General features: G+C 64.9%; 19 protein-coding genes and 1 tRNA gene. All 20 read right to left on the bottom strand.

All coding sequences use genetic code 11. The features are described 5' to 3' along the window. Positions 1-23 precede the first annotated feature (23 nt). Positions 24-332 (bottom strand): 30S ribosomal protein S10, encoded by a 309-nt coding sequence (rpsJ, locus tag OCUBac02_RS11755; protein ID WP_043237115.1) that lies wholly within the window; start codon positions 330-332, stop codon positions 24-26. 67 nt (positions 333-399) lie between these two features. Next, positions 400-1,590, bottom strand: a complete 1,191-nt coding sequence (gene tuf / locus OCUBac02_RS11750; protein WP_173045801.1) for an elongation factor Tu — start codon at positions 1,588-1,590, stop codon at positions 400-402. 51 nt (positions 1,591-1,641) lie between these two features. Next, positions 1,642-3,717 (bottom strand): elongation factor G, encoded by a 2,076-nt coding sequence (gene fusA / locus OCUBac02_RS11745; RefSeq protein ID WP_047577910.1) that lies wholly within the window; start codon positions 3,715-3,717, stop codon positions 1,642-1,644. 33 nt (positions 3,718-3,750) lie between these two features. Further along, positions 3,751-4,221, bottom strand: coding sequence for a 30S ribosomal protein S7 (rpsG, locus tag OCUBac02_RS11740; protein WP_173045799.1), 471 nt, complete (start codon positions 4,219-4,221; stop codon positions 3,751-3,753). A 70-nt stretch (positions 4,222-4,291) separates the two neighbouring features. Further along, entirely contained in the window at positions 4,292-4,663 is a 372-nt protein-coding gene (rpsL, locus tag OCUBac02_RS11735) for a 30S ribosomal protein S12 (RefSeq protein WP_047577906.1), read from the bottom strand. A gap of 435 nt (positions 4,664-5,098) precedes the next feature. Beyond that, complete coding sequence (rpoC, locus tag OCUBac02_RS11730; protein WP_047577905.1) at positions 5,099-9,283, bottom strand: DNA-directed RNA polymerase subunit beta'; 4,185 nt, start codon at positions 9,281-9,283, stop codon at positions 5,099-5,101. A 110-nt stretch (positions 9,284-9,393) separates the two neighbouring features. Next, a complete protein-coding gene (gene rpoB, locus OCUBac02_RS11725; protein WP_173045797.1) occupies positions 9,394-13,515 on the bottom strand; it encodes a DNA-directed RNA polymerase subunit beta in 4,122 nt (1,373 codons plus the stop codon). 281 nt (positions 13,516-13,796) lie between these two features. Then, entirely contained in the window at positions 13,797-14,177 is a 381-nt protein-coding gene (gene rplL, locus OCUBac02_RS11720) for a 50S ribosomal protein L7/L12 (protein ID WP_173045795.1), read from the bottom strand. Between the two features lie 49 nt (positions 14,178-14,226). Continuing rightward, positions 14,227-14,742, bottom strand: a complete 516-nt coding sequence (gene rplJ / locus OCUBac02_RS11715; RefSeq protein WP_047577917.1) for a 50S ribosomal protein L10 — start codon at positions 14,740-14,742, stop codon at positions 14,227-14,229. A gap of 514 nt (positions 14,743-15,256) precedes the next feature. Next, on the bottom strand, positions 15,257-15,955 hold the full coding sequence (rplA, locus tag OCUBac02_RS11710) for a 50S ribosomal protein L1 (RefSeq protein WP_047577919.1): 699 nt from the start codon (positions 15,953-15,955) through the stop codon (positions 15,257-15,259). Positions 15,956-15,968: 13 nt separating this feature from the next. Next, the gene (gene rplK, locus OCUBac02_RS11705; RefSeq protein ID WP_047577922.1) at positions 15,969-16,400 is read right to left on the bottom strand and encodes a 50S ribosomal protein L11; all 432 of its coding nucleotides are present in this window, start codon (positions 16,398-16,400) and stop codon (positions 15,969-15,971) included. 210 nt (positions 16,401-16,610) lie between these two features. Next, positions 16,611-17,144 (bottom strand): transcription termination/antitermination protein NusG, encoded by a 534-nt coding sequence (gene nusG, locus OCUBac02_RS11700; protein ID WP_047577926.1) that lies wholly within the window; start codon positions 17,142-17,144, stop codon positions 16,611-16,613. A 14-nt stretch (positions 17,145-17,158) separates the two neighbouring features. Beyond that, entirely contained in the window at positions 17,159-17,353 is a 195-nt protein-coding gene (gene secE, locus OCUBac02_RS11695; RefSeq protein ID WP_047577925.1) for a preprotein translocase subunit SecE, read from the bottom strand. Positions 17,354-17,513: 160 nt separating this feature from the next. Continuing rightward, on the bottom strand, positions 17,514-18,245 hold the full coding sequence (locus tag OCUBac02_RS11690; protein WP_173045793.1) for a class I SAM-dependent methyltransferase: 732 nt from the start codon (positions 18,243-18,245) through the stop codon (positions 17,514-17,516). Positions 18,246-18,300: 55 nt separating this feature from the next. Then, positions 18,301-18,376: transfer RNA gene (locus OCUBac02_RS11685), tRNA-Trp, on the bottom strand. A 61-nt stretch (positions 18,377-18,437) separates the two neighbouring features. Continuing rightward, the gene (locus OCUBac02_RS11680) at positions 18,438-19,337 is read right to left on the bottom strand and encodes a dihydrodipicolinate synthase family protein (protein WP_173045792.1); all 900 of its coding nucleotides are present in this window, start codon (positions 19,335-19,337) and stop codon (positions 18,438-18,440) included. 105 nt (positions 19,338-19,442) lie between these two features. Next, a complete protein-coding gene (locus tag OCUBac02_RS11675) occupies positions 19,443-19,724 on the bottom strand; it encodes an addiction module antidote protein (protein WP_173045790.1) in 282 nt (93 codons plus the stop codon). A 1-nt stretch (position 19,725) separates the two neighbouring features. After that, positions 19,726-20,016: a type II toxin-antitoxin system RelE/ParE family toxin gene (locus tag OCUBac02_RS11670; protein ID WP_173049516.1), complete on the bottom strand. Its 291-nt coding sequence runs from the start codon at positions 20,014-20,016 to the stop codon at positions 19,726-19,728. 123 nt (positions 20,017-20,139) lie between these two features. Further along, the gene (tuf, locus tag OCUBac02_RS11665) at positions 20,140-21,330 is read right to left on the bottom strand and encodes an elongation factor Tu (protein ID WP_173045788.1); all 1,191 of its coding nucleotides are present in this window, start codon (positions 21,328-21,330) and stop codon (positions 20,140-20,142) included. Between the two features lie 99 nt (positions 21,331-21,429). Next, positions 21,430-22,704: a nicotinate phosphoribosyltransferase gene (gene pncB / locus OCUBac02_RS11660; protein ID WP_047582666.1), complete on the bottom strand. Its 1,275-nt coding sequence runs from the start codon at positions 22,702-22,704 to the stop codon at positions 21,430-21,432. Between the last annotated feature and the right edge of the window lie 66 nt (positions 22,705-22,770).

The raw sequence follows: 22,770 nt of genomic DNA, 5'->3' as shown, positions 1-22,770 counted from the left end.
ACAGAGGACCCGTTAAAACTGGATCAGAGCTTGATTTCGACGTCGACGCCGGCGGCGAGATCGAGCTTCATGAGGGCGTCGACCGTCTGGGGGGTCGGGTCGACGATGTCGAGAACCCGCTTGTGGGTCCGCATCTCGAACTGCTCGCGCGACTTCTTGTCGATGTGGGGCGAGCGGTTGACGGTGAACTTCTCGATGAGCGTGGGCAGCGGAATCGGTCCGCGGACCTGGGCGCCCGTCCGCTTCGCGGTCGACACGATCTCGCGCGTGGAAGCGTCGAGGATGCGGTGGTCGAACGCCTTGAGGCGGATCCGAATGTTCTGACCGTTCATGGTCCTGGTTCTCCGTGACGTGAAAAGGCGAAGGCCCCGAAGGGCCCTCGCCCCTCACGCAAACGCGTTACGCGATGATGCTGGCGACGACGCCGGCGCCGACGGTGCGGCCGCCTTCGCGGATGGCGAAGCGCAGCTTCTCTTCCATCGCGATCGGGGCGATCAGCGTCACCTCCATCGAGATGTTGTCGCCCGGCATCACCATCTCCGTGCCTTCCGGCAGCGAGACCACGCCGGTCACGTCCGTCGTGCGGAAGTAGAACTGCGGGCGGTAGTTGGTGAAGAACGGCGTGTGACGGCCACCCTCTTCCTTCGTCAGGATGTAGGCCTCGGCCTTGAACTTCGTGTGCGGCTTCACCGAGCCCGGCTTGCACAGCACCTGGCCGCGCTCGACGTCCTCGCGCTTCGTGCCGCGCAGCAGCGCGCCGATGTTGTCGCCGGCCTGGCCCTGGTCCAGCAGCTTGCGGAACATCTCGACGCCCGTCACCGTCGTCTTCACCGTGTCCTTCAGCCCGACGATCTCGATTTCCTCGCCGACCTTCACGATGCCGCGCTCGACGCGGCCGGTCACAACCGTGCCGCGGCCCGAGATCGAGAACACGTCCTCGACCGGCATCAGGAACGGCTGGTCGATCGGGCGCTCCGGCTGCGGGATGTAGTCGTCCACCGTCTTCATCAGCGCGATCACCGCGTCATGGCCGATCTCCGGCGTGACGTTGTCCAGAGCGGCCTTCGCCGAGCCCTTGGTGATCGGGATGTCGTCGCCGGGGAAGTCGTACTTCGAGAGGAGCTCGCGGATCTCCATCTCGACGAGCTCGAGCAGCTCGGCGTCGTCGACAAGGTCAACCTTGTTCATGAACACCACCAGCGCGGGAACGCCGACCTGGCGCGCCAGCAGGATGTGCTCGCGGGTCTGCGGCATCGGGCCGTCGGCCGCCGAAACCACCAGGATCGCGCCGTCCATCTGCGCCGCGCCCGTGATCATGTTCTTCACGTAGTCGGCGTGGCCGGGGCAGTCGACATGGGCGTAGTGACGGGCCGGGGTCTCGTACTCGACATGCGCCGTCGAGATCGTGATGCCGCGCGCCTTCTCTTCCGGCGCCTTGTCGATCTGGTCATACGCCGTGAACGCGGCGCCGCCGGACTCGGCCAGCACCTTCGTGATCGCAGCCGTCAACGACGTCTTGCCATGGTCGACGTGACCAATCGTGCCAATGTTGCAGTGCGGCTTGTTGCGAGCGAATTTCTCTTTGGCCATCGTAGCCTCCGTCAAATCTTGTTCAAATGGTCAGTCGGTTCGGTGCGGGGTTCAGGCGTACTTGGCCTGGACCTCGGCGGCCACCGCCGACGGCACCTGCTCATAGTGGTCGAACTGCATCGTGTAGTTCGCGCGGCCCTGCGAGAACGAGCGAAGCTGGTTCACGTAGCCGAACATGTTCGCCAGCGGAACCATCGCGTTGATCACGACGGCGTTGCCGCGCATGTCCTGGCCCTGGATCTGGCCACGACGCGAGTTCAGGTCGCCGATGACCGAACCGGTATAGTCTTCCGGGGTCACGACCTCGACCTTCATGATCGGCTCGAGCAGCACGGAGCCGCCCTTCTGCAGACCCTCGCGCAGCGCCGCACGGGAGGCGATTTCGAAGGCCAGGGCCGACGAGTCGACTTCGTGGAACGCGCCGTCGATCAGCGAGACCTTGACGTCCACCACCGGGAAGCCGGCGAGAACGCCCGAGCTGATGACCGAGTTCAGGCCCTTCTCGACGCCGGGGATATATTCCTTCGGCACCGCGCCGCCGACGATCTTCGACTCGAACTCGAAGCCCTTGCCGGTCTCGTTCGGCTCGATGACGAGCTTGACGCGGGCGAACTGGCCCGTGCCGCCGGTCTGCTTCTTGTGGGTGTAGTCGATCTCGGCCTTCTTGGTCAGCGTCTCGCGATACGCAACCTGCGGCGCGCCGATATTGGCGTCGACCTTGTAGGTGCGCTTCAGGATGTCGACCTTGATGTCGAGATGCAGCTCGCCCATGCCCTTCAGGATGGTCTGGCCGCTCTCCTGGTCGGTCGACACGCGGAAGGACGGATCCTCGTTCGCGAGCTTCGACAGGGCGAGGCCCAGCTTCTCCTGGTCGGCCTTGGACTTCGGCTCGATCGCGATCGTGATGACCGGCTCGGGGAACTCCATGCGCTCCAGGATGACCGCCTGGTTGGGGTCGCAGAGCGTGTCGCCGGTGCGGACGTCCTTGAGGCCGGCCAGGGCGACGATGTCGCCGGCATAAGCCTCCTTGATGTCTTCACGGTTGTTCGCATGCATCAGCAGCATGCGACCGACGCGCTCCTTCTTGTCGCGGGTCGAGTTGATGACGCCCTGGCCGGCCTCGACCTTGCCCGAATAGATGCGGCAGAAGGTGATGGTGCCGACGAAGGGGTCGTCCATGATCTTGAACGCGAGCATCGCGAACGGATCGCTGTCGCTCGGATTGCGGACGGTCGGCTCTTCGGTCTTGAAGTCGATGCCTTCGACCGCGCCGCGATCGACCGGCGACGGCAGGAAGTCGACGACGGCGTCCAGCAGGGGCTGCACGCCCTTGTTCTTGAAGGCCGAGCCGCAGAGGACCGGGTGGAACGCACGGCGCTGCACGGCGGTACGCACCAGACGACGCAGCGTGTCGGCGTCCGGCTCGCTACCCTCGAGATAGGCTTCCATCGCGGCGTCGTCCATCTCGACGGCGGCCTCGACCAGCTTCGAACGGTACTCGACAGCCTTGTCGGCGAGATCGGCCGGGATGTCCTTCTCCTCGAAGGAGGCGCCGAGCGCCTCGCCGTTCCAGACGATCGCCTTCATCTTGATGAGGTCGATCACGCCGGCGAAGTTGGACTCCGAACCGATCGGGATCTGCAGGCAGACGGGCTTGCCGGCGACGCGGTCGATGATGTCCTGGACGCAGCGATAGAAATCGGCGCCGATCTTGTCCATCTTGTTGACGAACACGACGCGCGGAACGTCGTACTTGTCGGCCTGGCGCCAGACGGTTTCGGTCTGGGGCTCGACGCCCTGGTTGCCGTCGAGGACGCAGACGGCACCGTCGAGCACGCGCAACGAACGCTCGACTTCGATGGTGAAGTCGACGTGGCCGGGGGTGTCGATGATGTTCAGGCGGTTGTCGCGCCAGAAGCAGGTCGTCGCAGCCGAGGTGATCGTGATGCCACGCTCCTGCTCCTGCGTCATCCAGTCCATGGTCGCGGCGCCGTCATGGACTTCGCCGATCTTATGGGATTTGCCGGTATAGTAGAGGATACGCTCGGTCGTCGTCGTCTTGCCGGCATCGATGTGGGCCATGATGCCGAAGTTGCGATAACGCTCGATGGGATGGGAACGGGCCATGATCGTGCTCTATGTCTCGGGTCGGCGCGCCGCTTACCAGCGGTAGTGCGAGAAGGCGCGGTTGGCTTCCGCCATCCGGTGCGTGTCTTCGCGCTTCTTGACGGCGTTGCCGCGGTTGTTGGCGGCGTCCATCAGCTCGGCCGACAGGCGCTCCACCATGGTCTTGTCGTTGCGGCCGCGAGCGGCAGCGATCAGCCAGCGGATCGCGAGCGCCTGACGGCGCTCCGAGCGAACCTCGACCGGAACCTGATAGGTCGCGCCGCCGACGCGACGCGAACGGACCTCGATCGCCGGAGCGACGTTCTCGAGCGCCGACTTGAAGACGCCGAGCGGCTCGCTCTTGGTCTTCGCCTCGATGATGTCGAAGGCACCGTAGACGATCTGCTCGGCGGTCGACTTCTTGCCTTCGTACATGACCGAGTTCATGAACTTGGTCACGACGATATCGCCGAACTTCGGGTCCGGGATAACTTCGCGCTTTTCGGCACTGTGGCGGCGGGACATCGTCTAGTCTCCGTAAATCTTCAACGCGGCGGACCGGCTCAGGCGGGGCGCCCGGCCGGTCGGGCCGAAATTACTTGGGACGCTTCGCGCCGTACTTCGAACGGCGCTGCTTGCGGTTCTTGACGCCCTGCGTGTCGAGCACGCCGCGCAGGATGTGATAGCGCACGCCGGGAAGGTCCTTCACGCGGCCGCCACGGATCATGACGACGGAGTGCTCCTGGAGGTTGTGGCCCTCGCCCGGAATGTAGCCGATCACCTCGAAGCCGTTGGTCAGGCGAACCTTCGCAACCTTGCGGAGCGCCGAGTTCGGCTTCTTCGGGGTCGTCGTATAGACGCGCGTGCAAACGCCGCGCTTCTGCGGGCAATTCTCAAGCGCCGGGGCGGTGTTGCGCACCTTCACGGGCAACCGCGGCTTGCGGATGAGCTGGCTGATTGTCGGCATTCTGGCCTCTCGCCCCACTGAGCGTTTGGAAATTCCTGGTCAATCTCCCAGGCCGAGCAAAGCCATGACATAAACGAAGCCGCGCCATCGGCGCCCTTTCAGGGGCCTCAGGCGCGTTCGCCAGCAGAGGAACACGGAAAACCCGCGTTCATGCGTCCTGCCATGTCGTCAATCGACGCTGGAATTCCGACGGAGTTTCGGTCGCGAACCTCGCTCGCGAACCATGCGCAAGCGACAAACGTGTCCGACAGCCGTCGACAGTGGCGCGCTTATGACTCACGCGGAGATTCGCGTCAACCCCGAAATGGCCGAAAACGCCGGGGTTTTGTGGCGATCCGCCGAGATGGTCCGCCGCCCTCCCCTGCTTGAAACAAAAAGGCCGCCCGGGAGGGGCGGCCTTTCCGATGATTGCCGAACGCGCCTGCTGCCGACCGCTTACTCGGCAGCCGGAAGCACCGCCGCGGCTTCCGCAGCAGCCTTGGCCGCCGCATCCGCCTTCTGGCCGACGATGAGGTCGTCGCGGCGCGTGGCGACCTGCTTGATGCGGGCGACCTGGGCGCCGGTGCCGGCCGGGATGAGCGAGCCGACGATGACGTTCTCCTTGAGGCCTTCGAGCATGTCCGACTTGCCGTTGACCGCCGCCTCGGTGAGGACGCGGGTGGTCTCCTGGAAGGACGCCGCCGAGATGAAGGAGCGGGTCTGCAGCGAGGCCTTGGTGATGCCGAGCAGGACCGGAACGCCGGAGGCCGGCTTCTTGCCCTCTTCGCGCAGCTTCGCGTTGACCTCTTCCAGCTCGATCCGATCGACCTGGTCGCCGGTCAGGATGTCGCTGTCGCCGGACTCAGTGATCTCGACCTTCTGCAGCATCTGCCGGACGATGACCTCGATGTGCTTGTCGTTGATGGTCACGCCCTGGAGGCGATAGACCTCCTGGATTTCGTTGACCAGATAAGCCGCCAGCTCCTCGACGCCCTTGATCGCAAGGATATCGTGCGGGGCCGGATTGCCGTCGAGGATGTAGTCGCCGACCTCCACGACGTCGCCGTCCTGGAGATGGATGTGCTTGCCCTTCGGGATCAGGTACTCGACCCCGTCGGAACCGTCATGCGGCGTCAGCGTGACGCGACGCTTGTTCTTGTAGTCCTTGCCGAAGCCGATCACGCCCGACTTCTCGGCAATGATCGCCGCATCCTTCGGACGACGCGCCTCGAACAGCTCCGCGACGCGCGGCAGACCGCCGGTGATGTCGCGGGTCTTGGCCGAGTCGGTCGAGACACGGGCGAGCACGTCGCCGGCCTTCACGGTCGCGCCGGGCTCGACCGAGATGATGCCGTCGACCGGCAGGATGTAGCGGGCATCGCCGCCGCGGGCGAGCTTCGCAACCTTGCCGTCGGCGCTCTGGATCACCATCGCCGGCTTGAGATCGGCCGTACGGGCCGAGCCGCGCCAGTCGATGACGACGCGCTTCGAGATGCCGGTCGCCTCGTCGGTCGTCTCGGTGATCGACATGCCGTCCACGAGGTCCTCGTAGCCGACCTTGCCGTCCACCTCCGCGAGGATCGGGCGGGAATAGGGATCCCACTCGATCAGGCGCTGGCCGCGCTTGACCTTGTCGCCCTCGTCGACGCGCAGCTTGGAGCCGAACTGGACGCGATGGACCGCGCGCTCGGCGCCGTCCGGGCCGACGATCACGATGGCGATGTTGCGCGCCATGGCGATGAGGTCGCCGTCCGAGTTCCGCGCGACGTTGCGGTTGCGCATCTTGACCGTGCCTTCGAAGTTCGACTCGACGAAGGACTGGTCGGCGATGGTGGCCGCGCCGCCGATGTGGAAGGTACGCATGGTGAGCTGCGTGCCCGGCTCGCCGATCGACTGCGCCGCGATGACGCCGACGGCCTCGCCCATGTTGACGGGCGTGCCGCGAGCGAGGTCGCGACCGTAGCAGGTGGCGCAGACGCCGTTCTTGGTCTCGCAGGTGAGAACCGAGCGGATCTTCACCTCCTGGACGCCGGCGGCGTTGATCCTGGCGATGTCGCTTTCCTCGATCACGACGCCCTTGGCGACGAGGACGTTGCCGTCGCCGTCCACCACGTCCTCGGCCGCAGCGCGGCCCAGGATGCGCATGCCGAGCGAAGCCACGACCTGGCCGGCATCGACGATGGCGCGCATCTTGATGCCGTTATCCGAGCCGCAATCCGTCTCGGAGATGATCGCGTCCTGCGCCACGTCGACGAGACGGCGGGTGAGATAGCCGGAGTTGGCCGTCTTGAGCGCCGTGTCGGCGAGACCCTTGCGGGCGCCGTGGGTCGAGTTGAAGTACTCGAGAACGTCGAGGCCTTCCTTGAAGTTCGAGATGATCGGGCTCTCGATGATCTCGCCCGACGGCTTGGCCATCAGGCCGCGCATGGCGGCGAGCTGGCGCATCTGCGCCGGCGAACCACGGGCGCCCGAGTGGCTCATCATGTAGATCGAGTTGATCTGCTTGTCGCGGCCGGTCTCGTCCTTCTGGACGGTCGAGATGCGGGCCATCATCTCCTGTGCGAGCTTGTCGGAGCACTTCGCCCAGGCGTCGACGACCTTGTTGTACTTCTCGCCCTGGGTGATCAGGCCGTCCTGGTACTGCTGCTCGTAATCCTTGGCGAGCGCGCGGGTCGTGTCGACGATCTGCCACTTGTTCTCCGGCACGACCATGTCGTCCTTGCCGAAGGAGATGCCGGCCTTGAAGGCGTGCTTGAAGCCCAGCCCCATGACGCGATCGCAGAAGATCACCGATTCCTTCTGACCGCAGCCGCGATATACGGCGTCGATCATTCCGGAGATCTCCTTCTTCGTCATCAGCTTGTTGACGACGTCGAAGGACACGGCCGGGTGCTCCGGCAGCGCGGTCGAGAGGATCACGCGGCCCGGCGTGGTGTCGTAGATCTTCGTGTACGGCTTGCCGTCATGGCCGATGCCGGTCCAGCGGTATTTGATCTTCGAATGCAGCGTTACGACCTTCTCGTGCAGCGCGTATTCGAGCTCACCGAAATCGCCGAAGATCTTGCCCTGGCCCGGCTCGCCGTCCGAGACGATCGAGAGATAGTAGAGGCCGAGCACGATGTCCTGCGACGGCACGATGATCGGCATACCGTTCGCCGGGTGCAGGATGTTGTTGGTCGACATCATCAGCACGCGCGCTTCGAGCTGCGCTTCCAGCGACAGGGGCACGTGCACGGCCATCTGGTCGCCGTCGAAGTCGGCGTTGAAGGCGGCGCAGACCAGCGGATGGAGCTGGATCGCCTTGCCCTCGATCAGCACGGGCTCGAAGGCCTGGATGCCCAGGCGGTGCAGCGTCGGGGCGCGGTTCAGCATCACCGGATGCTCGCGGATGACCTCGTCCAGGATATCCCAGACCTCCGGCTTCTCCTTCTCGACGAGCTTCTTGGCCTGCTTGACCGTGGTCGAGTAGCCCTTGGCGTCGAGGCGCGCATAGATGAACGGCTTGAACAGCTCCAGCGCCATCTTCTTCGGCAGGCCGCACTGGTGCAGCTTCATCTCCGGGCCGACGACGATGACCGAGCGGCCGGAATAGTCGACGCGCTTGCCGAGCAGGTTCTGGCGGAAGCGGCCCTGCTTGCCCTTCAGCATGTCGGCGAGCGACTTCAGCGGGCGCTTGTTGGCACCCGTGATGACGCGGCCGCGGCGGCCGTTGTCGAACAGCGCGTCGACGGATTCCTGCAGCATCCGCTTCTCGTTGCGGATGATGATGTCCGGCGCGCGCAGCTCGATCAGGCGCTTCAGGCGGTTGTTGCGGTTGATGACGCGGCGATAGAGGTCGTTCAGGTCCGAGGTCGCGAAGCGGCCGCCGTCGAGCGGAACGAGCGGGCGCAGATCCGGCGGGATGACCGGGATCTGGGTCATCACCATCCATTCCGGCTTGTTGCCCGATTCCTGGAAGGCCTCGATGATCTTGAGGCGCTTCATCAGCTTCTTGGGCTTCAACTCCGACGTCGTCGTCGCGATCTCATGCTTGAGATCGGCGTTGATCTGGTCGAGGTCGAGCGCGCGCAGCATCTCGCGGATGGCTTCCGCGCCGATCATGGCGGTGAAGGTGTCCGCGCCGTACTCTTCCTGAGCCCGGACGTACTCTTCCTCCGACAGGAGCTGACGGTCCTTGAGCGGGGTCAGGCCCGGCTCGATGACGACGTAGCTTTCGAAATAGAGGATGCGCTCCAGGTCCTTGAGCGGCATATCCATCAGGAGGCCGATGCGCGAGGGCAGCGACTTCAGGAACCAGATATGCGCGACGGGCGCGGCGAGCTCGATATGGCCCATGCGCTCGCGCCGGACGCGGGCGAGCGTGACTTCGACGCCGCACTTCTCGCAGATGACGCCCTTGAACTTCATGCGCTTGTACTTGCCGCACAGGCACTCGTAGTCCTTGATCGGCCCGAAGATGCGCGCGCAGAACAGGCCGTCACGCTCCGGCTTGAACGTGCGGTAGTTGATGGTCTCCGGCTTTTTGATCTCGCCATAGGACCAGGACAGGATCTTCTCCGGGCTCGCGATCGAGATCTTGATCGCGTCGAAGGCCTGCTGGACCGGCTGCTGGCCGAAAAGGTTCATGACCTCTTGCTTCATCGCCTGTCTCCTTCCGCCGGTGGGGCTCAAGGCCGCCCTGCCCGGCTCGTCAATTCCGTCAGCCGGCGGCGTCAGTGCCGCCGGCGAATATCCAAGGTTCGTCTAGCGGCTCACTCGGCCGCTTCGGCCGGCGGCAACTCGCCCGGCTTCACCTTGTTGTTGACCAGCTCGACATTGAGGCCGAGCGAGCGCATTTCCTTGACGAGAACGTTGAAGCTCTCGGGGATGCCCGCCTCGAAATTGTCCTCGCCGCGCACGATCGACTCGTAGACCTTGGTGCGGCCCGCGACGTCGTCCGACTTCACCGTCAGCATTTCCTGCAGCGTGTAGGCGGCGCCGTAGGCTTCGAGCGCCCAGACCTCCATTTCGCCGAAGCGCTGGCCGCCGAACTGCGCCTTGCCGCCCAGCGGCTGCTGGGTGACGAGCGAGTACGGGCCGATCGAGCGGGCGTGGATCTTGTCGTCGACCAGGTGGTGCAGCTTGAGCATGTAGATGTAGCCCATCGTCACCTTGCGGTCGAAAGGCTCGCCCGTGCGGCCGTCATAGAGGGTCGACTGACCAGAGCTATGCAGGCCGGCCTGCTCCAGGAGCCGCTCGATATCGGCTTCCTTGGCGCCGTTGAACACCGGGGTCGCGACGGGGACGCCGCGGCGCAGGTTCTGGCCCATCTCGACGAGCTCGTTCTCGTTCATCGAGGCGATGATCTCGTTATCCTCGTAGACGGCGTCGAACTCGGCCTTCAGCGCCTTGAAGTCGTTGGACTTCTTGTAGGCGTCAAGAGCCTTCGAGATCTGCTTGCCGAGGCCGGCGGCAGCCCAGCCCAGATGGGTCTCCAGGATCTGACCCACGTTCATGCGCGAAGGCACGCCGAGCGGGTTCAGCACGATGTCGGCATGGGTGCCGTCCTCAAGGAACGGCATGTCCTCCACCGGCACGATGCGCGAAACCACGCCCTTGTTGCCGTGGCGGCCGGCCATCTTGTCGCCCGGCTGGATCTTGCGCTTCACAGCGACGAAGACCTTGACCATCTTCATCACGCCCGGCGGCAGCTCGTCGCCGCGCTGCAGCTTCTCGACCTTGTCGAGGAAGCGCTGCTCGAGGCGCTTCTTCGACTCGTCGTACTGCTTCCGCATCGCCTCGATCTCGGTCATCAGCGAGTCTTCGGCGGTCGCGAACAGCCACCACTGCGAACGCGGGAACTCGCTCATCACCTCGCGGGTGATGACCGTGTCCTTCTTGAAGCCCTTCGGGCCGGCAAGGCCAGTCTTGCCGGTCAGGATCTCGGCCAGACGCGCGAAGGTGTTGCGGTCCAGGATCGCCTGCTCGTCGTCACGGTCCTTGGCGAGACGCTCGATCTCCTCGCGCTCGATCGCCTGGGCGCGCTCGTCCTTGTCGACGCCATGGCGGTTGAACACGCGGACCTCGACGATCGTGCCCTGCACGCCGGGCGGAACGCGCAGCGAGGTATCGCGCACGTCCGAAGCCTTCTCGCCGAAGATGGCGCGCAGCAGCTTCTCTTCCGGGGTCATCGGGCTCTCGCCCTTCGGCGTGATCTTGCCGACGAGGATGTCGCCTGCCGCCACCTCAGCGCCGATATAGACGATGCCGGCTTCGTCGAGGTTCTTCAGCGCCTCTTCCGAGACGTTCGGAATGTCGCGCGTGATCTCCTCCGGGCCGAGCTTGGTGTCGCGGGCCATGACCTCGAACTCCTCGATATGGATCGAGGTGAAGACGTCCTGGGCCACGATGTTCTCGGAGAGAAGGATCGAGTCCTCGAAGTTGTAGCCGTTCCACGGCATGAACGCGACGAGCACGTTGCGGCCGAGCGCGAGCTCGCCGAACTCCGTCGACGGGCCGTCGGCGACGATGTCGCCCTTCTTGACGATGTCGCCGACGCGGACCAGCGGACGCTGCGTGATGCAGGTCGACTGGTTGGAGCGCTGGAACTTCTGCAGGCGATAGATGTCGACGCCCGGCTTCGTCGGATCCATCTCGTCCGAAGCGCGGATGACGATACGGGTCGCGTCGACCTGGTCGACGATACCGCCGCGGCGGGCCGCGATCGCGGCGCCCGAGTCACGGGCGACGACCGCTTCCATGCCGGTCCCGACGAAGGGCGCGTCGGCGCGAACCAGCGGCACCGCCTGGCGCTGCATGTTCGAGCCCATCAGCGCGCGGTTGGCGTCGTCGTTCTCGAGGAACGGGATCAGCGCCGCGGCGACCGAGACGAGCTGCTTCGGCGACACGTCCTGGAAGTCGACCTTGTCGACCGGAGTGACGATGACCTCGCCGGCGCGGCGGCAGACGATCAGGTCGTCCGTCAGGCGGCCCTCAGCGTCGACGGCGGCGTTCGCCTGGGCGACGTTGTACTTCGCCTCTTCCATCGCCGAGAGATAGATCACCTCGTTCGTGACCTTGCCGTCACGGATGCGGCGATACGGGCTCTCGATGAAGCCGTACTTGTTCACCCGCGCGAAGGTGGCGAGCGAGTTGATCAGACCGATATTCGGGCCTTCCGGCGTCTCGATCGGGCAGATGCGGCCATAATGCGTCGGGTGCACGTCGCGCACCTCGAAGCCGGCGCGCTCGCGGGTCAGGCCGCCCGGGCCAAGCGCCGAAAGACGGCGCTTGTGAGTGACTTCCGAGAGCGGGTTCGTCTGGTCCATGAACTGCGAGAGCTGCGACGAGCCGAAGAACTCGCGCACGGCGGCGGCGGCCGGCTTCGCATTGATCAGGTCCTGCGGCATGACCGTGTCGATATCGACCGAGGACATGCGCTCCTTGATGGCGCGCTCCATGCGGAGCAGGCCCAGGCGGTACTGGTTCTCCATGAGCTCGCCGACCGAGCGCACGCGGCGGTTGCCGAGATGGTCGATGTCGTCGATCTCGCCCTTGCCGTCGCGCAGGTCGACCAGCGCCTTGACGACCGCGAAGATGTCTTCCTTGCGCAGGATGCGCACGGTGTCCTCAGCGTCGAGGTCGAGGCGCATGTTCATCTTGACGCGGCCGACGGCCGAGAGGTCGTAGCGCTCGGCGTCGAAGAACAGCGACTGGAACATGTTCTCGGCGGTTTCGAGCGTCGGCGGCTCGCCCGGACGCATCACGCGGTAGATGTCGAACAGGGCTTCCTCGCGGCGCGAGTTCTTGTCGACGTTGAGCGTGTTGCGGATATAGGGGCCGACCGTGATGTGGTCGATGTCGAGCACCGGAATCTCGTCGAAGCCGTCATCGACGAGCTGCTTCAGCAGCTTCTCGGTGATCTCCTCGCCGGCCTCGGCATAGACCTCGCCCGTCGCCGGGTTGACCAGGTCCTCGGCGATGTACTGGGTGTACAGGTCCTCGTCCTGCGCGCGCAGGAACTTCAGGCCCTTCTCGGCGAGCTGGCGGGCGGTGCGGGCGACGAGCTTCTTGCCGGCCTCGACCACGACCTCGCCGGTATCGGCGTCGATCAGGTCCTCGGAGGCCTTGAAGCCCTTCATGCGCTCCGCGTCATAGGGAACGCGCCAGCCCTTGGCGTCCTTGGTGTAGGTGATGTGGTTGTAGAACCGGCTGAGGATCTCCTCGCCGTCCATGCCGAGCGCGAACAGCAGCGAGGTGACCGGGATCTTACGCTTCCGGTCGATGCGGGCATAGACGATGTCCTTGGCGTCGAACTCGATATCGAGCCAGGACCCGCGATAGGGGATGATGCGCGCGGCGAAGAGCAGCTTGCCCGAGGAATGGGTCTTGCCCTTGTCGTGGTCGAAGAACACGCCCGGCGAACGGTGCATCTGCGAGACGATGACGCGCTCGGTGCCGTTGACGATGAAGGTGCCGTTATCGGTCATGAGCGGCATGTCGCCCATGTAGACATCCTGCTCCTTGATGTCCTTGACCGACTTGGCCTGGGTGTCCGGATCGATATCGAACACGATCAGGCGCAGCGTCACCTTGAGCGGCGCGGAGAAGGTCATGCCGCGCTGGCGGCACTCGTCGACGTCGTATTTCGGCGGCTCGAAGGTGTACTTGACGAACTCCAGCAGCGAGGCGCCGGAGAAGTCGCCGATCGGGAAGACGGACTTGAAGACGGACTGGAGGCCCTCGTCGGCGCGGCCGCCCTTGGGCTCGTCTACCATCAGGAACTGGTCGTAGGACGCCTTCTGAACCTCGATGAGGTTCGGCATCTCCGCCACTTCCTTGAGCTTGCCGAAGAACTTGCGGACGCGCCTGCGACCCTGGAGCGAATTGACCATGTTGTTCCTCGCGTTCTTCGGGCCCGGCGGAGAACGCCATGCCCAACCTTGACACATCCGCGCAGATTCATCCGACGATGAACCGCTGTTGCAGACGGCTGACCCGGAGGTCCCGCAGAGCCGACGGCAAGGCCGCCGGGTCAGCCGTTCGAGGCAAATCACACGATCTGCCTCACCGATTCGCCGCGCCTTGCGGAAACGACGCAACAGCCCCGGAGGCGTGAGCCGCCCCGGGACTGTCGATAGTGACTACGGTCGGACCGGCATCAGCCGGCCCAAGCTCACTTGAGCTCGACCTTGGCGCCGACGGCCTCGAGCTGCTTCTTGAGCTTCTCGGCCTCGTCCTTGGCAACGCCTTCCTTGAGCGGCTTCGGAGCGCCTTCGACGAGGTCCTTGGCTTCCTTCAGGCCCAGGCCGGTGATGGCGCGGACTTCCTTGATCACCTCGATCTTCTTGTCGCCGGCGGCGGCAAGAACGACGGTGAACTCGGTCTGCTCTTCAGCAGCGGCGGCGGCAGCGCCACCGGCGGCCGGGCCAGCAGCGACGGCGACGGCGGCGGCGGCGGAAACGCCCCACTTCTCTTCGAGCATCTTGGCGAGGTCAGCGGCCTCGAGAACGGTGAGCGACGACAGTTCGTCGACGAGCTTGGCGAGATCGGCCATGTTAAACTTCCTGTCTTAAGAGGTTCGAACGATAAGGGTTTGCTGGCTATCAAGCCGCATTCTTGTCGGCGTAGGCCTGAACCACGCGAGCCAGCTTGCCGGCGGGCGCGTTCGTGAGCTGCGCAAGCTTCGTAGCCGGGGCCTGGACAAGGCCGATGAGCTTGGCGCGCAGTTCGTCGAGCGAGGGCATCGTGGCCAGGGCCTTGACACCATCGGGGTTCAGGGCGGTCGTGCCCATCGCGCCGCCCAGGATGACGAGCTTGTCGTTCTCCTTGGCGAAAGCGGTGGCGACCTTCGGCGCCGCGACCGGATCGTTTGAATAAGCGATCAGGGTGGGACCCGTCAGCAGCTTGCTGATGGACGCGACGTCGGTGCCTTCAAGAGCGATCTTGGCCAAGCGGTTCTTTGCGACCTTAACAGTGGCGCCATTCGCCTTCATCTCGCGACGAAGCTTCTGGAACTGGGCCACGGTCAAACCCGCATAGTGGGCCACGACGACGACCGACGTGTTCGCAAACACGCCGTTCAGCGACGCGACGGCATCTTTCTTTGCCGCTTTATCCACTGGGCTCTCTCCGGTAGGCGACTGGCCTTGTGGGCTGGCCGCCGGTTGCAAATGCCGCTTCCCGAAACCCCGGTTGACACCGGCGTCCCGCAAAGCGACGCTTGGTGCCCTGTCCCCGCTCCCGAACCCACGAAGGGCCGCGATCGGGCGAGATGGTTCGAACCGTCTTTCCGGACCTCGCGATCCGGGACTAAGCTCTTGCACCGTCTATGCAGGCCTCTTGGCGAAATTATGCTCCCGGACGAACCGGGAAGGCACCTGCAGTCTCAGACAGGACTGGATGATTCCGGCCTTGGAAATCGCTTTCTTCGGCCCCAATCACCCATCTTTCAGCGGAAAACCGCCGAAAAACGCGAAACAGACCCCTTCGTGCCAGGCACGCCGGAGCCCCTTCACTCATGGAAACAGGCGTGGCTATAGCGCCTTCGCCTGCTCCTGCCAAGTAGGCTCTTGACTTCACGAAATCAAGAGCGGGTGGGCGACTGGATGACCGGCCGCCCTTCCCTAAGCCTGATCAGCCGCCGATGACGGTGTTCGGCTCGATCTTGACGCCCGGGCCCATGGTCGACGACAGGGCGACGCGCTGAATGTACGTGCCCTTGGCACCGGCGGGCTTCGCCTTGGCGACCGAATCGACGAACGCCTTGATGTTCTCCGAGAGCTTCTCGGCCGAGAACGAGGCCTTGCCGACGGCGGCGTGGACGATACCGGCCTTCTCGACGCGGAATTCGACCGAACCGCCCTTCGAGGCGGCGACGGCAGCGGTCACGTCCATGGTGACGGTTCCGACGCGCGGGTTCGGCATCAGGCCGCGCGGGCCGAGCACCTTACCGAGACGGCCGACGAGACCCATCATGTCCGGGGTCGCGATGCAGCGATCGAAATTGATCTCGCCCTTCTGGACGGTCTCGACCAGCTCCTCGGCGCCGACGATGTCGGCACCCGCAGCCTTGGCCTCGTCGGCCTTGGCGCCGCGGGCGAAGACGGCGACGCGCAGCGTGCGGCCCGAGCCGTTGGGCAGGTTGCAGACGCCGCGGACCATCTGGTCGGCGTGACGGGGATCGACGCCGAGATTCATCGCGATCTCGACAGTCTCGTCGAACTTGGCGTTGGCGCGCTCCTTGATGAACGTGACAGCCTGGTCGAGCGAGTACAGCTTGGTGCGGTCAATGCCTTCACGGCCCTTGACGACGCGCTTTCCGACATGTGCCATTGGTCAGCCTCCCTCAGCCCACGACTTCCAGGCCCATCGAGCGGGCCGAGCCACGGATCATGGCCGAAGCCGATTCGACGGTGTCGCAGTTGAGATCGGCCATCTTCTTCTCGGCGATCTCGGAGATCTGCGCAGCGGTGACCTTGCCGACATTGGCGCCCTTGCCCGGGGTCTTCGAGCCCGAGGTCAGGCCGGCGGCCTTCTTCAGCCAGTACGAGACCGGCGGCTGCTTCATCTCGAAGGTGAAGGAACGATCGGCATACGCGGTGATGATCACCGGGATCGGCATGCCCTTTTCCATCTGCTGGGTCTTCGCGTTGAAGGCCTTGCAGAATTCCATGATGTTGAGGCCGCGCTGACCCAGCGCCGGACCGATCGGCGGCGACGGATTGGCCGCGCCCGCCGGAACCTGAAGCTTCACGTAGCCCGTGATCTTCTTCGCCATGATGGCTGCTCCTGCCGTCCGCTCCGCTGCCTATTCGGAACGACGACGACCCCGCCTGCCGATGCTCTTCATCGGGGCCGGGGTGGTTGCAGTGCGTGGTGCGGCGCCTGTGATCCGGCTGGCGACCGGCACGCCTCCCACGCGGTTGAGGCGCGCCCTATGACATAAGGAAGCGCCGAAGGGAAGCCCGGAAAGGCTTCCCGATCTGGATCAGAGCTTCTCGACCTGGCTGTATTCGAGTTCCACCGGCGTGGCCCGGCCGAAGATCGAGACCGCGACCTTGAGGCGGGCGCGAGCGTGGTCGACATCCTCGACGACGCCGTTGAACGAGGCGAAGGGGCCATCGGCGACCTTCACCTGCTCGCCGACCTCGAAAACGATCGTCGGCTTCGGCCGCTCGATGCCCTCGGCGACCTGGCCCTTGATCCGCATCGCCTCATGCTCGGGGATCGGCATGGGCTTGGCCTTGTCGGCACCGAGGAAGCCGGTGACCTTCGGCGTGTTCTTGATGAGGTGATAGACCTCGTCGGTCATCTCGCACTTCACCAGGACATAGCCCGGGAAGAACTTGCGCTCGGTGTCGACCTTGCGGCCGCGACGGACCTCGACGACCTTCTCGGTCGGCACCAGCACCTCGTCGAACTTATCGGCGAGGTTGCGCTGCGCGGCCTGGTCGCGGATCGACTGTGCGACCTTGTTCTCGAAGTTCGAATAGGCGTGGACGATATACCAGCGGGTGCTCACGTTCATGATTCCGTTCAACGGGCGCCGAGGACGAGGCCGAGCACCCAGCGGATGACGGTGTCGGTGAAGAGGAAGAACAGGCTGGAGAGGACCACCATGGCGAGCACGAGGCCCGTGGTGATCAGCGTCTCGCGGCGCGAAGGCCAGGTGACCTTGGACGCCTCGGAGCGCACCTCCTGCAGGAACTGGAAGGGATTGGATTTCGCCATGAACCACCTCGGGTTCCGATCCGGCCGGCATCACTGCCGCGCACCGAATCGGCCGTCCTGAAACATTCGCGGCGCGGAACCCGGGAGGGTTGCGCGCCGTCATCGCAAGCCTCTTACATCGCTTGAGGCCTTTAGCCAAGACCCTTTCGGGCAGTCCGGCTCAGGCCCGGCTCGCCGCGACCAGCAGGAAGAAGGGCCGCTCGCGCTCCTTCGCCCAGCCCGGCTCATGCGCGACCTGCTCCGGGCTCGGTGCCCATTCGACCAGCCGGTCCAGCCGGAAGCCGGCTCCCAGCAACAGGTCGAGATAGCTGCCGATCGTGCGATGGCGCTTGACCACGCCCTCTGCCAGCCAGTTGCTCACCCGCCTGCCCTCGTCGTGATAGCCGTTGACCGGCCAGGCCGCGCGGCCATCGGCATCGGCGAGCCATTCCTGCCGCGCCGGCGCCGTCATGATCGGATGCTCGACCGAGCAGACGAGGCCGCCGCCCGGCTTCAGCGCCGCATGCACCCGCTCGAACAACCCGGCGAGATCCGCGACATAATGGAAGGCGAGCGAGCTATAGGCGAGGTCGAAGGCGCCGGCCGGCGGCGCATAGGTTTCGAGATCGGCGCGCTCATAAGCGACGTGGGAATCGGCCGTCTCGCGCCGGGCCCGCTCCAGCATCTTCTCGGACACGTCGACGCCGAGCACGCCGGCAGCCCCCTCGCCCGCCGCGAAGCGGCTGAACCAGCCGAAGCCACAGCCGAGATCGAGCACATGCTTGCCGCTCAACACAAGCAGCATCGCGCGCAGCACCGGCCATTCCGGCGCTCCGTCCAGTCCATGGACCGAACGCGGCAACTGGCTGTAGCCCGCGAAGAAGGTCTCGTCGTCGTAGATGTTCTGGGTCATGGATGCCTCGCCAACCTGCTTGGGCATCCGGGCTTCAAGTCGCCAGCGGAACGACTGGCAGGGGCAGCAGGGCTCGAACCCGCGACCTGCGGTTTTGGAGACCGCCGCTCTACCAACTGAGCTATACCCCTGCAGGTGGGCGTCATGTGCCCCAAGGCGCGGATCATTTCAAGTCGAAATCGCTGATCATGCTCATTTGCTGTAGGGGCCCAGCTCGCGTGCGTAGCGCTCGACCAGCTTGAGCCCGAATTCGGTCGGCCTGAGCGCCGGGCCGCGATCATGGATCGCGATGCCGGCCCGCGCCCCGAAGATGCGCTTGCCGTAGCAAAGCAGCGTCTCGATCGACTGCATGATGAAGGTGATCGCCGGCAGCACCTCGCGATAGGCCGCGTCCGCCCCGGCCTCGTCGCCAGCCTTGTAGCGGTTATAGGCCCGCAGTGCGTAGTCGATGGTGTCCGGCGCCAGGATCATCCCGGCGCAGCCGGCGCGGAAATTGTCGATGAGTTCGAGCCCACCGCGGCCGTTGAGAATCGGCAGATGGCCCTCGGTGACGGCGATCAGCCGCTCGATCTCGACGACCGTGCCCTCGCCCTTGATCAGGCTGATATTCGGATAGCGCTGCGTCAGCTCGCGGATATCCTCCGCCGAAAGGCCGCGCCCCATATAGGCCGGCGCATTCTGGATCGCGACCGGCAGCGCGGTCGTCTCGGCGATGCGCCCGAAGAAACTGATGTATTCGGCCGCCCCGAAGCTGCCGACCATCGGCGGCTGGAGAATCACCCAGTCGGCGCCGTTCTGCTCGGCGACCTTCACCAGCGCCGCCTGCTCGGCCACCGAGGAGCCGAAGATCGTGAAGGCGAGCGGCTTCCTGCCCGCTACGTCCTCCGCCATCCATTCCATGACGGTGCAGCGCTCGCTGAAGCTCAGCTTCGAGACTTCGGTGGCAAGCCCGAGCGCCGCCATGCCCTGAACGTCGAGTTCGAGACTGATCTGCGCCTGCTTGCGCATCGCCGCCCGGTCGAGCCGCTCTTGCTCGTCGAACAGGGCGAAGACGATCGAATGGATACCCGGGAATGGCGGCTTGAACGGCATGGGCTGGCTCCTCCGCAGCGGGAGCGGCTGGCCCGCTCTCTCACAGCGATTGAGAGCATGGAACGGAGGGGCTCGCTAGAAGGCTGAGCGCGACGGGCCTATTCGTCAGGCGGCGATCCTCAGCTTAAATCCCAGGGAGTTGAGCACCCCCAGGAAGGTGGACAGACGTGGATCGCCCGTCTCGCTGAGAGCCCGGTACAGCGCTTCGCGGGTCACGCCTGCATCCCTAGCGACCTGCGTCATGCCCCGCGCCCGGGCGACATCCCCGAGCGCCTTCGCCAGGAAAGCCGGGTCATTCTCCTCAAGCGCCGCCTCGATATAGGCGGCCTGCTGTTCGAACGTCTTGAGATAGTCCTGGATGTCGAACTTGGTGGTTTCGAGAGGCATGTCACAGCTCCTTCGCCATCTGCCTTGCTTTGGCGATATCCGCCGGTTGAGTCCGCTTGTCGCCCCCGCACAACAGGATCACCAGCGTCCTGCCTTGCCGGACGAAATACAGTCGATAACCGGGCCCGTAGTCGATCCGCATTTCGCTGACGCCTTGGCCAACGGACTTCACGTCGCCAGCGTTACCTTCCTCAAGTCGCCGAATGCGCGCAGCGATCCGAAGCTGAGCGCGGACGTCGCGAAGGCCGCTGAGCCAGCAGGAAAAAGCCGTCGTTTGCCGGACTTCGAACACATGTAACTTATAAGTTACAAAGCCGCTTTCGTCAACGATGCGCGAAGCGGGGGCGGCCCCACGACCAAAGAAAAAGGGCGGTGTCGCCACCGCCCTTTCCCAAATCGCTATGCGTGCCGTCGATCAGGCGATGATCGAAGCAACAACACCTGCTCCAACCGTGCGGCCGCCTTCGCGGATGGCGAAGCGCAGCTTCTCTTCCATCGCGATCGGGGCGATCAGCGTCACCTCCATCGAGATGTTGTCGCCCGGCATCACCATCTCCGTGCCTTCCGGCAGCGAGACCACGCCGGTCACGTCCGTCGTGCGGAAGTAGAACTGCGGGCGGTAGTTGGTGAAGAACGGCGTGTGACGGCCACCCTCTTCCTTCGTCAGGATGTAGGCCTCGGCCTTGAACTTCGTGTGCGGCTTCACCGAGCCCGGCTTGCACAGCACCTGGCCGCGCTCGACGTCCTCGCGCTTCGTGCCGCGCAGCAGCGCGCCGATGTTGTCGCCGGCCTGGCCCTGGTCCAGCAGCTTGCGGAACATCTCGACGCCCGTCACCGTCGTCTTCACCGTGTCCTTCAGCCCGACGATCTCGATTTCCTCGCCGACCTTCACGATGCCGCGCTCGACGCGGCCGGTCACAACCGTGCCGCGGCCCGAGATCGAGAACACGTCCTCGACCGGCATCAGGAACGGCTGGTCGATCGGGCGCTCCGGCTGCGGGATGTAGTCGTCCACCGTCTTCATCAGCGCGATCACCGCGTCATGGCCGATCTCCGGCGTGACGTTGTCGAGAGCGGCCTTCGCCGAGCCCTTGGTGATCGGGATGTCGTCGCCGGGGAAGTCGTACTTCGAGAGAAGCTCGCGGATCTCCATCTCGACGAGCTCGAGCAGCTCGGCGTCGTCGACAAGGTCGACCTTGTTCATGAACACCACCAGCGCGGGAACGCCGACCTGGCGCGCCAGCAGGATGTGCTCGCGGGTCTGCGGCATCGGGCCGTCGGCCGCCGACACAACCAGGATCGCGCCGTCCATCTGCGCCGCGCCCGTGATCATGTTCTTCACGTAGTCGGCGTGGCCGGGGCAGTCGACATGCGCGTAGTGACGGGCCGGGGTCTCGTACTCGACATGGGCGGTCGAGATCGTGATGCCGCGCGCCTTCTCTTCCGGCGCCTTGTCGATCTGGTCATACGCCGTGAACGACGCGCCGCCGGACTCGGCCAGCACCTTCGTGATCGCAGCCGTCAACGACGTCTTGCCATGGTCGACGTGACCAATCGTCCCAATGTTGCAGTGCGGCTTGTTGCGAGCGAATTTCTCTTTGGCCATGACACCCTTGTCCTCGAAGGCGGCCCTTCGGGCCCAGAAACGCGGTCGCATTAGGGGTTTTTGAAGCGGGATGCAAGGCACCCGCGCAGGAGCCCGGAATCAGACCCCGAACACCCGCCGATAGCGCTTCACCGCTTCCGGATCGCCCGAGACCTTTTCGGGATTGTCGGAGAGCTTCACCGCCGGGCGGCCATTCGCCCTGGTGACCTTGCAGACCAGCGAGATCGGATCGAGCGCGCGCGAGCCGTCGGGCGAGCAGCCGACGAGATCGTTGGTCAGGTCGGTGCCCCAGCCGAAGGCCATGCGGACCTTGCCGTCGAAATGATGATAGACGCGCTCGATCGCGTCGACATCGAGCCCATCGGAGAAGACCAGCATCTTGTCGCGCGGATCGCGCCCGTGCTCGCGCCACCACGCCATGATCGTCTCGCCGGCCGGAATCGGCGGCGCGCTGTCGGGGCGGAAACCGGTCCAGTCGGCGACCCAGTCCGGCGCATGGCGCAGGAAGCTCTGCGTCCCGAAGGCGTCGGGCAGCGCGATCAACAGGTTGCCGCCGTAGACCTGGCGCCATTCGTCGAGCACGCGATAGGGCGCGCGCAGCAGATCCTCGTCCGAATCGGCGAGCGCCGCCAGCACCATCGGCAGTTCATGGGCATTGGTGCCGATCGCCTCCAGATCGGCATCCATCGCCAGGAGCACGTTCGACGTGCCGGTGAAGGCCGAGCCCAGACCCTCCTTCAGCGCCTCGACGCACCAGCGCTGCCAGAGATGGCCGTGGCGCCGGCGCGTGCCGAAATCCGAGAGCTTGAGGTTCGGCAGCTTCTGCAGCCGCTCGACCTTGTCCCACATCTTGGCCTTGGCGCGGGCATAGAGCACGTCGAGCGAGAAGCGCTTCTGGCCGAGCATGACCCGCCGTGCACGCAGCTCGTTGACGATCGCCAGCGCCGGCACCTCCCACATCGTGCTATGGGTCCAGGGTCCCTCGAAATGCAGTTCGTACTGGCCGTCGACCTTGCGCAGGTCGTAATCGGGCAACTGGAAATCGGCGAGCCAGGCCATGAACTCCGGCGAGAACATCTGGGTCTTGCCGTAGAAGCTGTTGCCGGCGAGCCAGATCAGTTCGTTCTTGGTGAAGCGCAATGAGCGGGCATGGTCGAGCTGCGCCCTGAGCTCGCCCTCGTCGACGATATCGGCGAGGCGGATATGCCGGGAGCGGTTGATGAGCGAGAAGGTGACCTGCACGTCCGGATGGAAGGCCCGGATCATCTGCAGCATCAGCAGCTTGTAGAAATCCGTGTCGAGCAGGCTGCGGATGATCGGGTCGAGCCGCCAACCGTGGTTATAGGTCCGCGTCGCGATATCGGTGAAGATCATATCGAAGTCCGGGCCGGCTCACGGCATAGGCGATGGAACGGCGCGGGCGCCGGGCGAAGGAACGCG

Origin of the sequence: Bosea sp. ANAM02 (assembly GCF_011764485.1) — a bacterium.
Taxonomy (GTDB): Bacteria; Pseudomonadota; Alphaproteobacteria; order Rhizobiales; family Beijerinckiaceae; genus Allobosea.
This window is presented reverse-complemented; position numbering and strand designations above follow the sequence as displayed.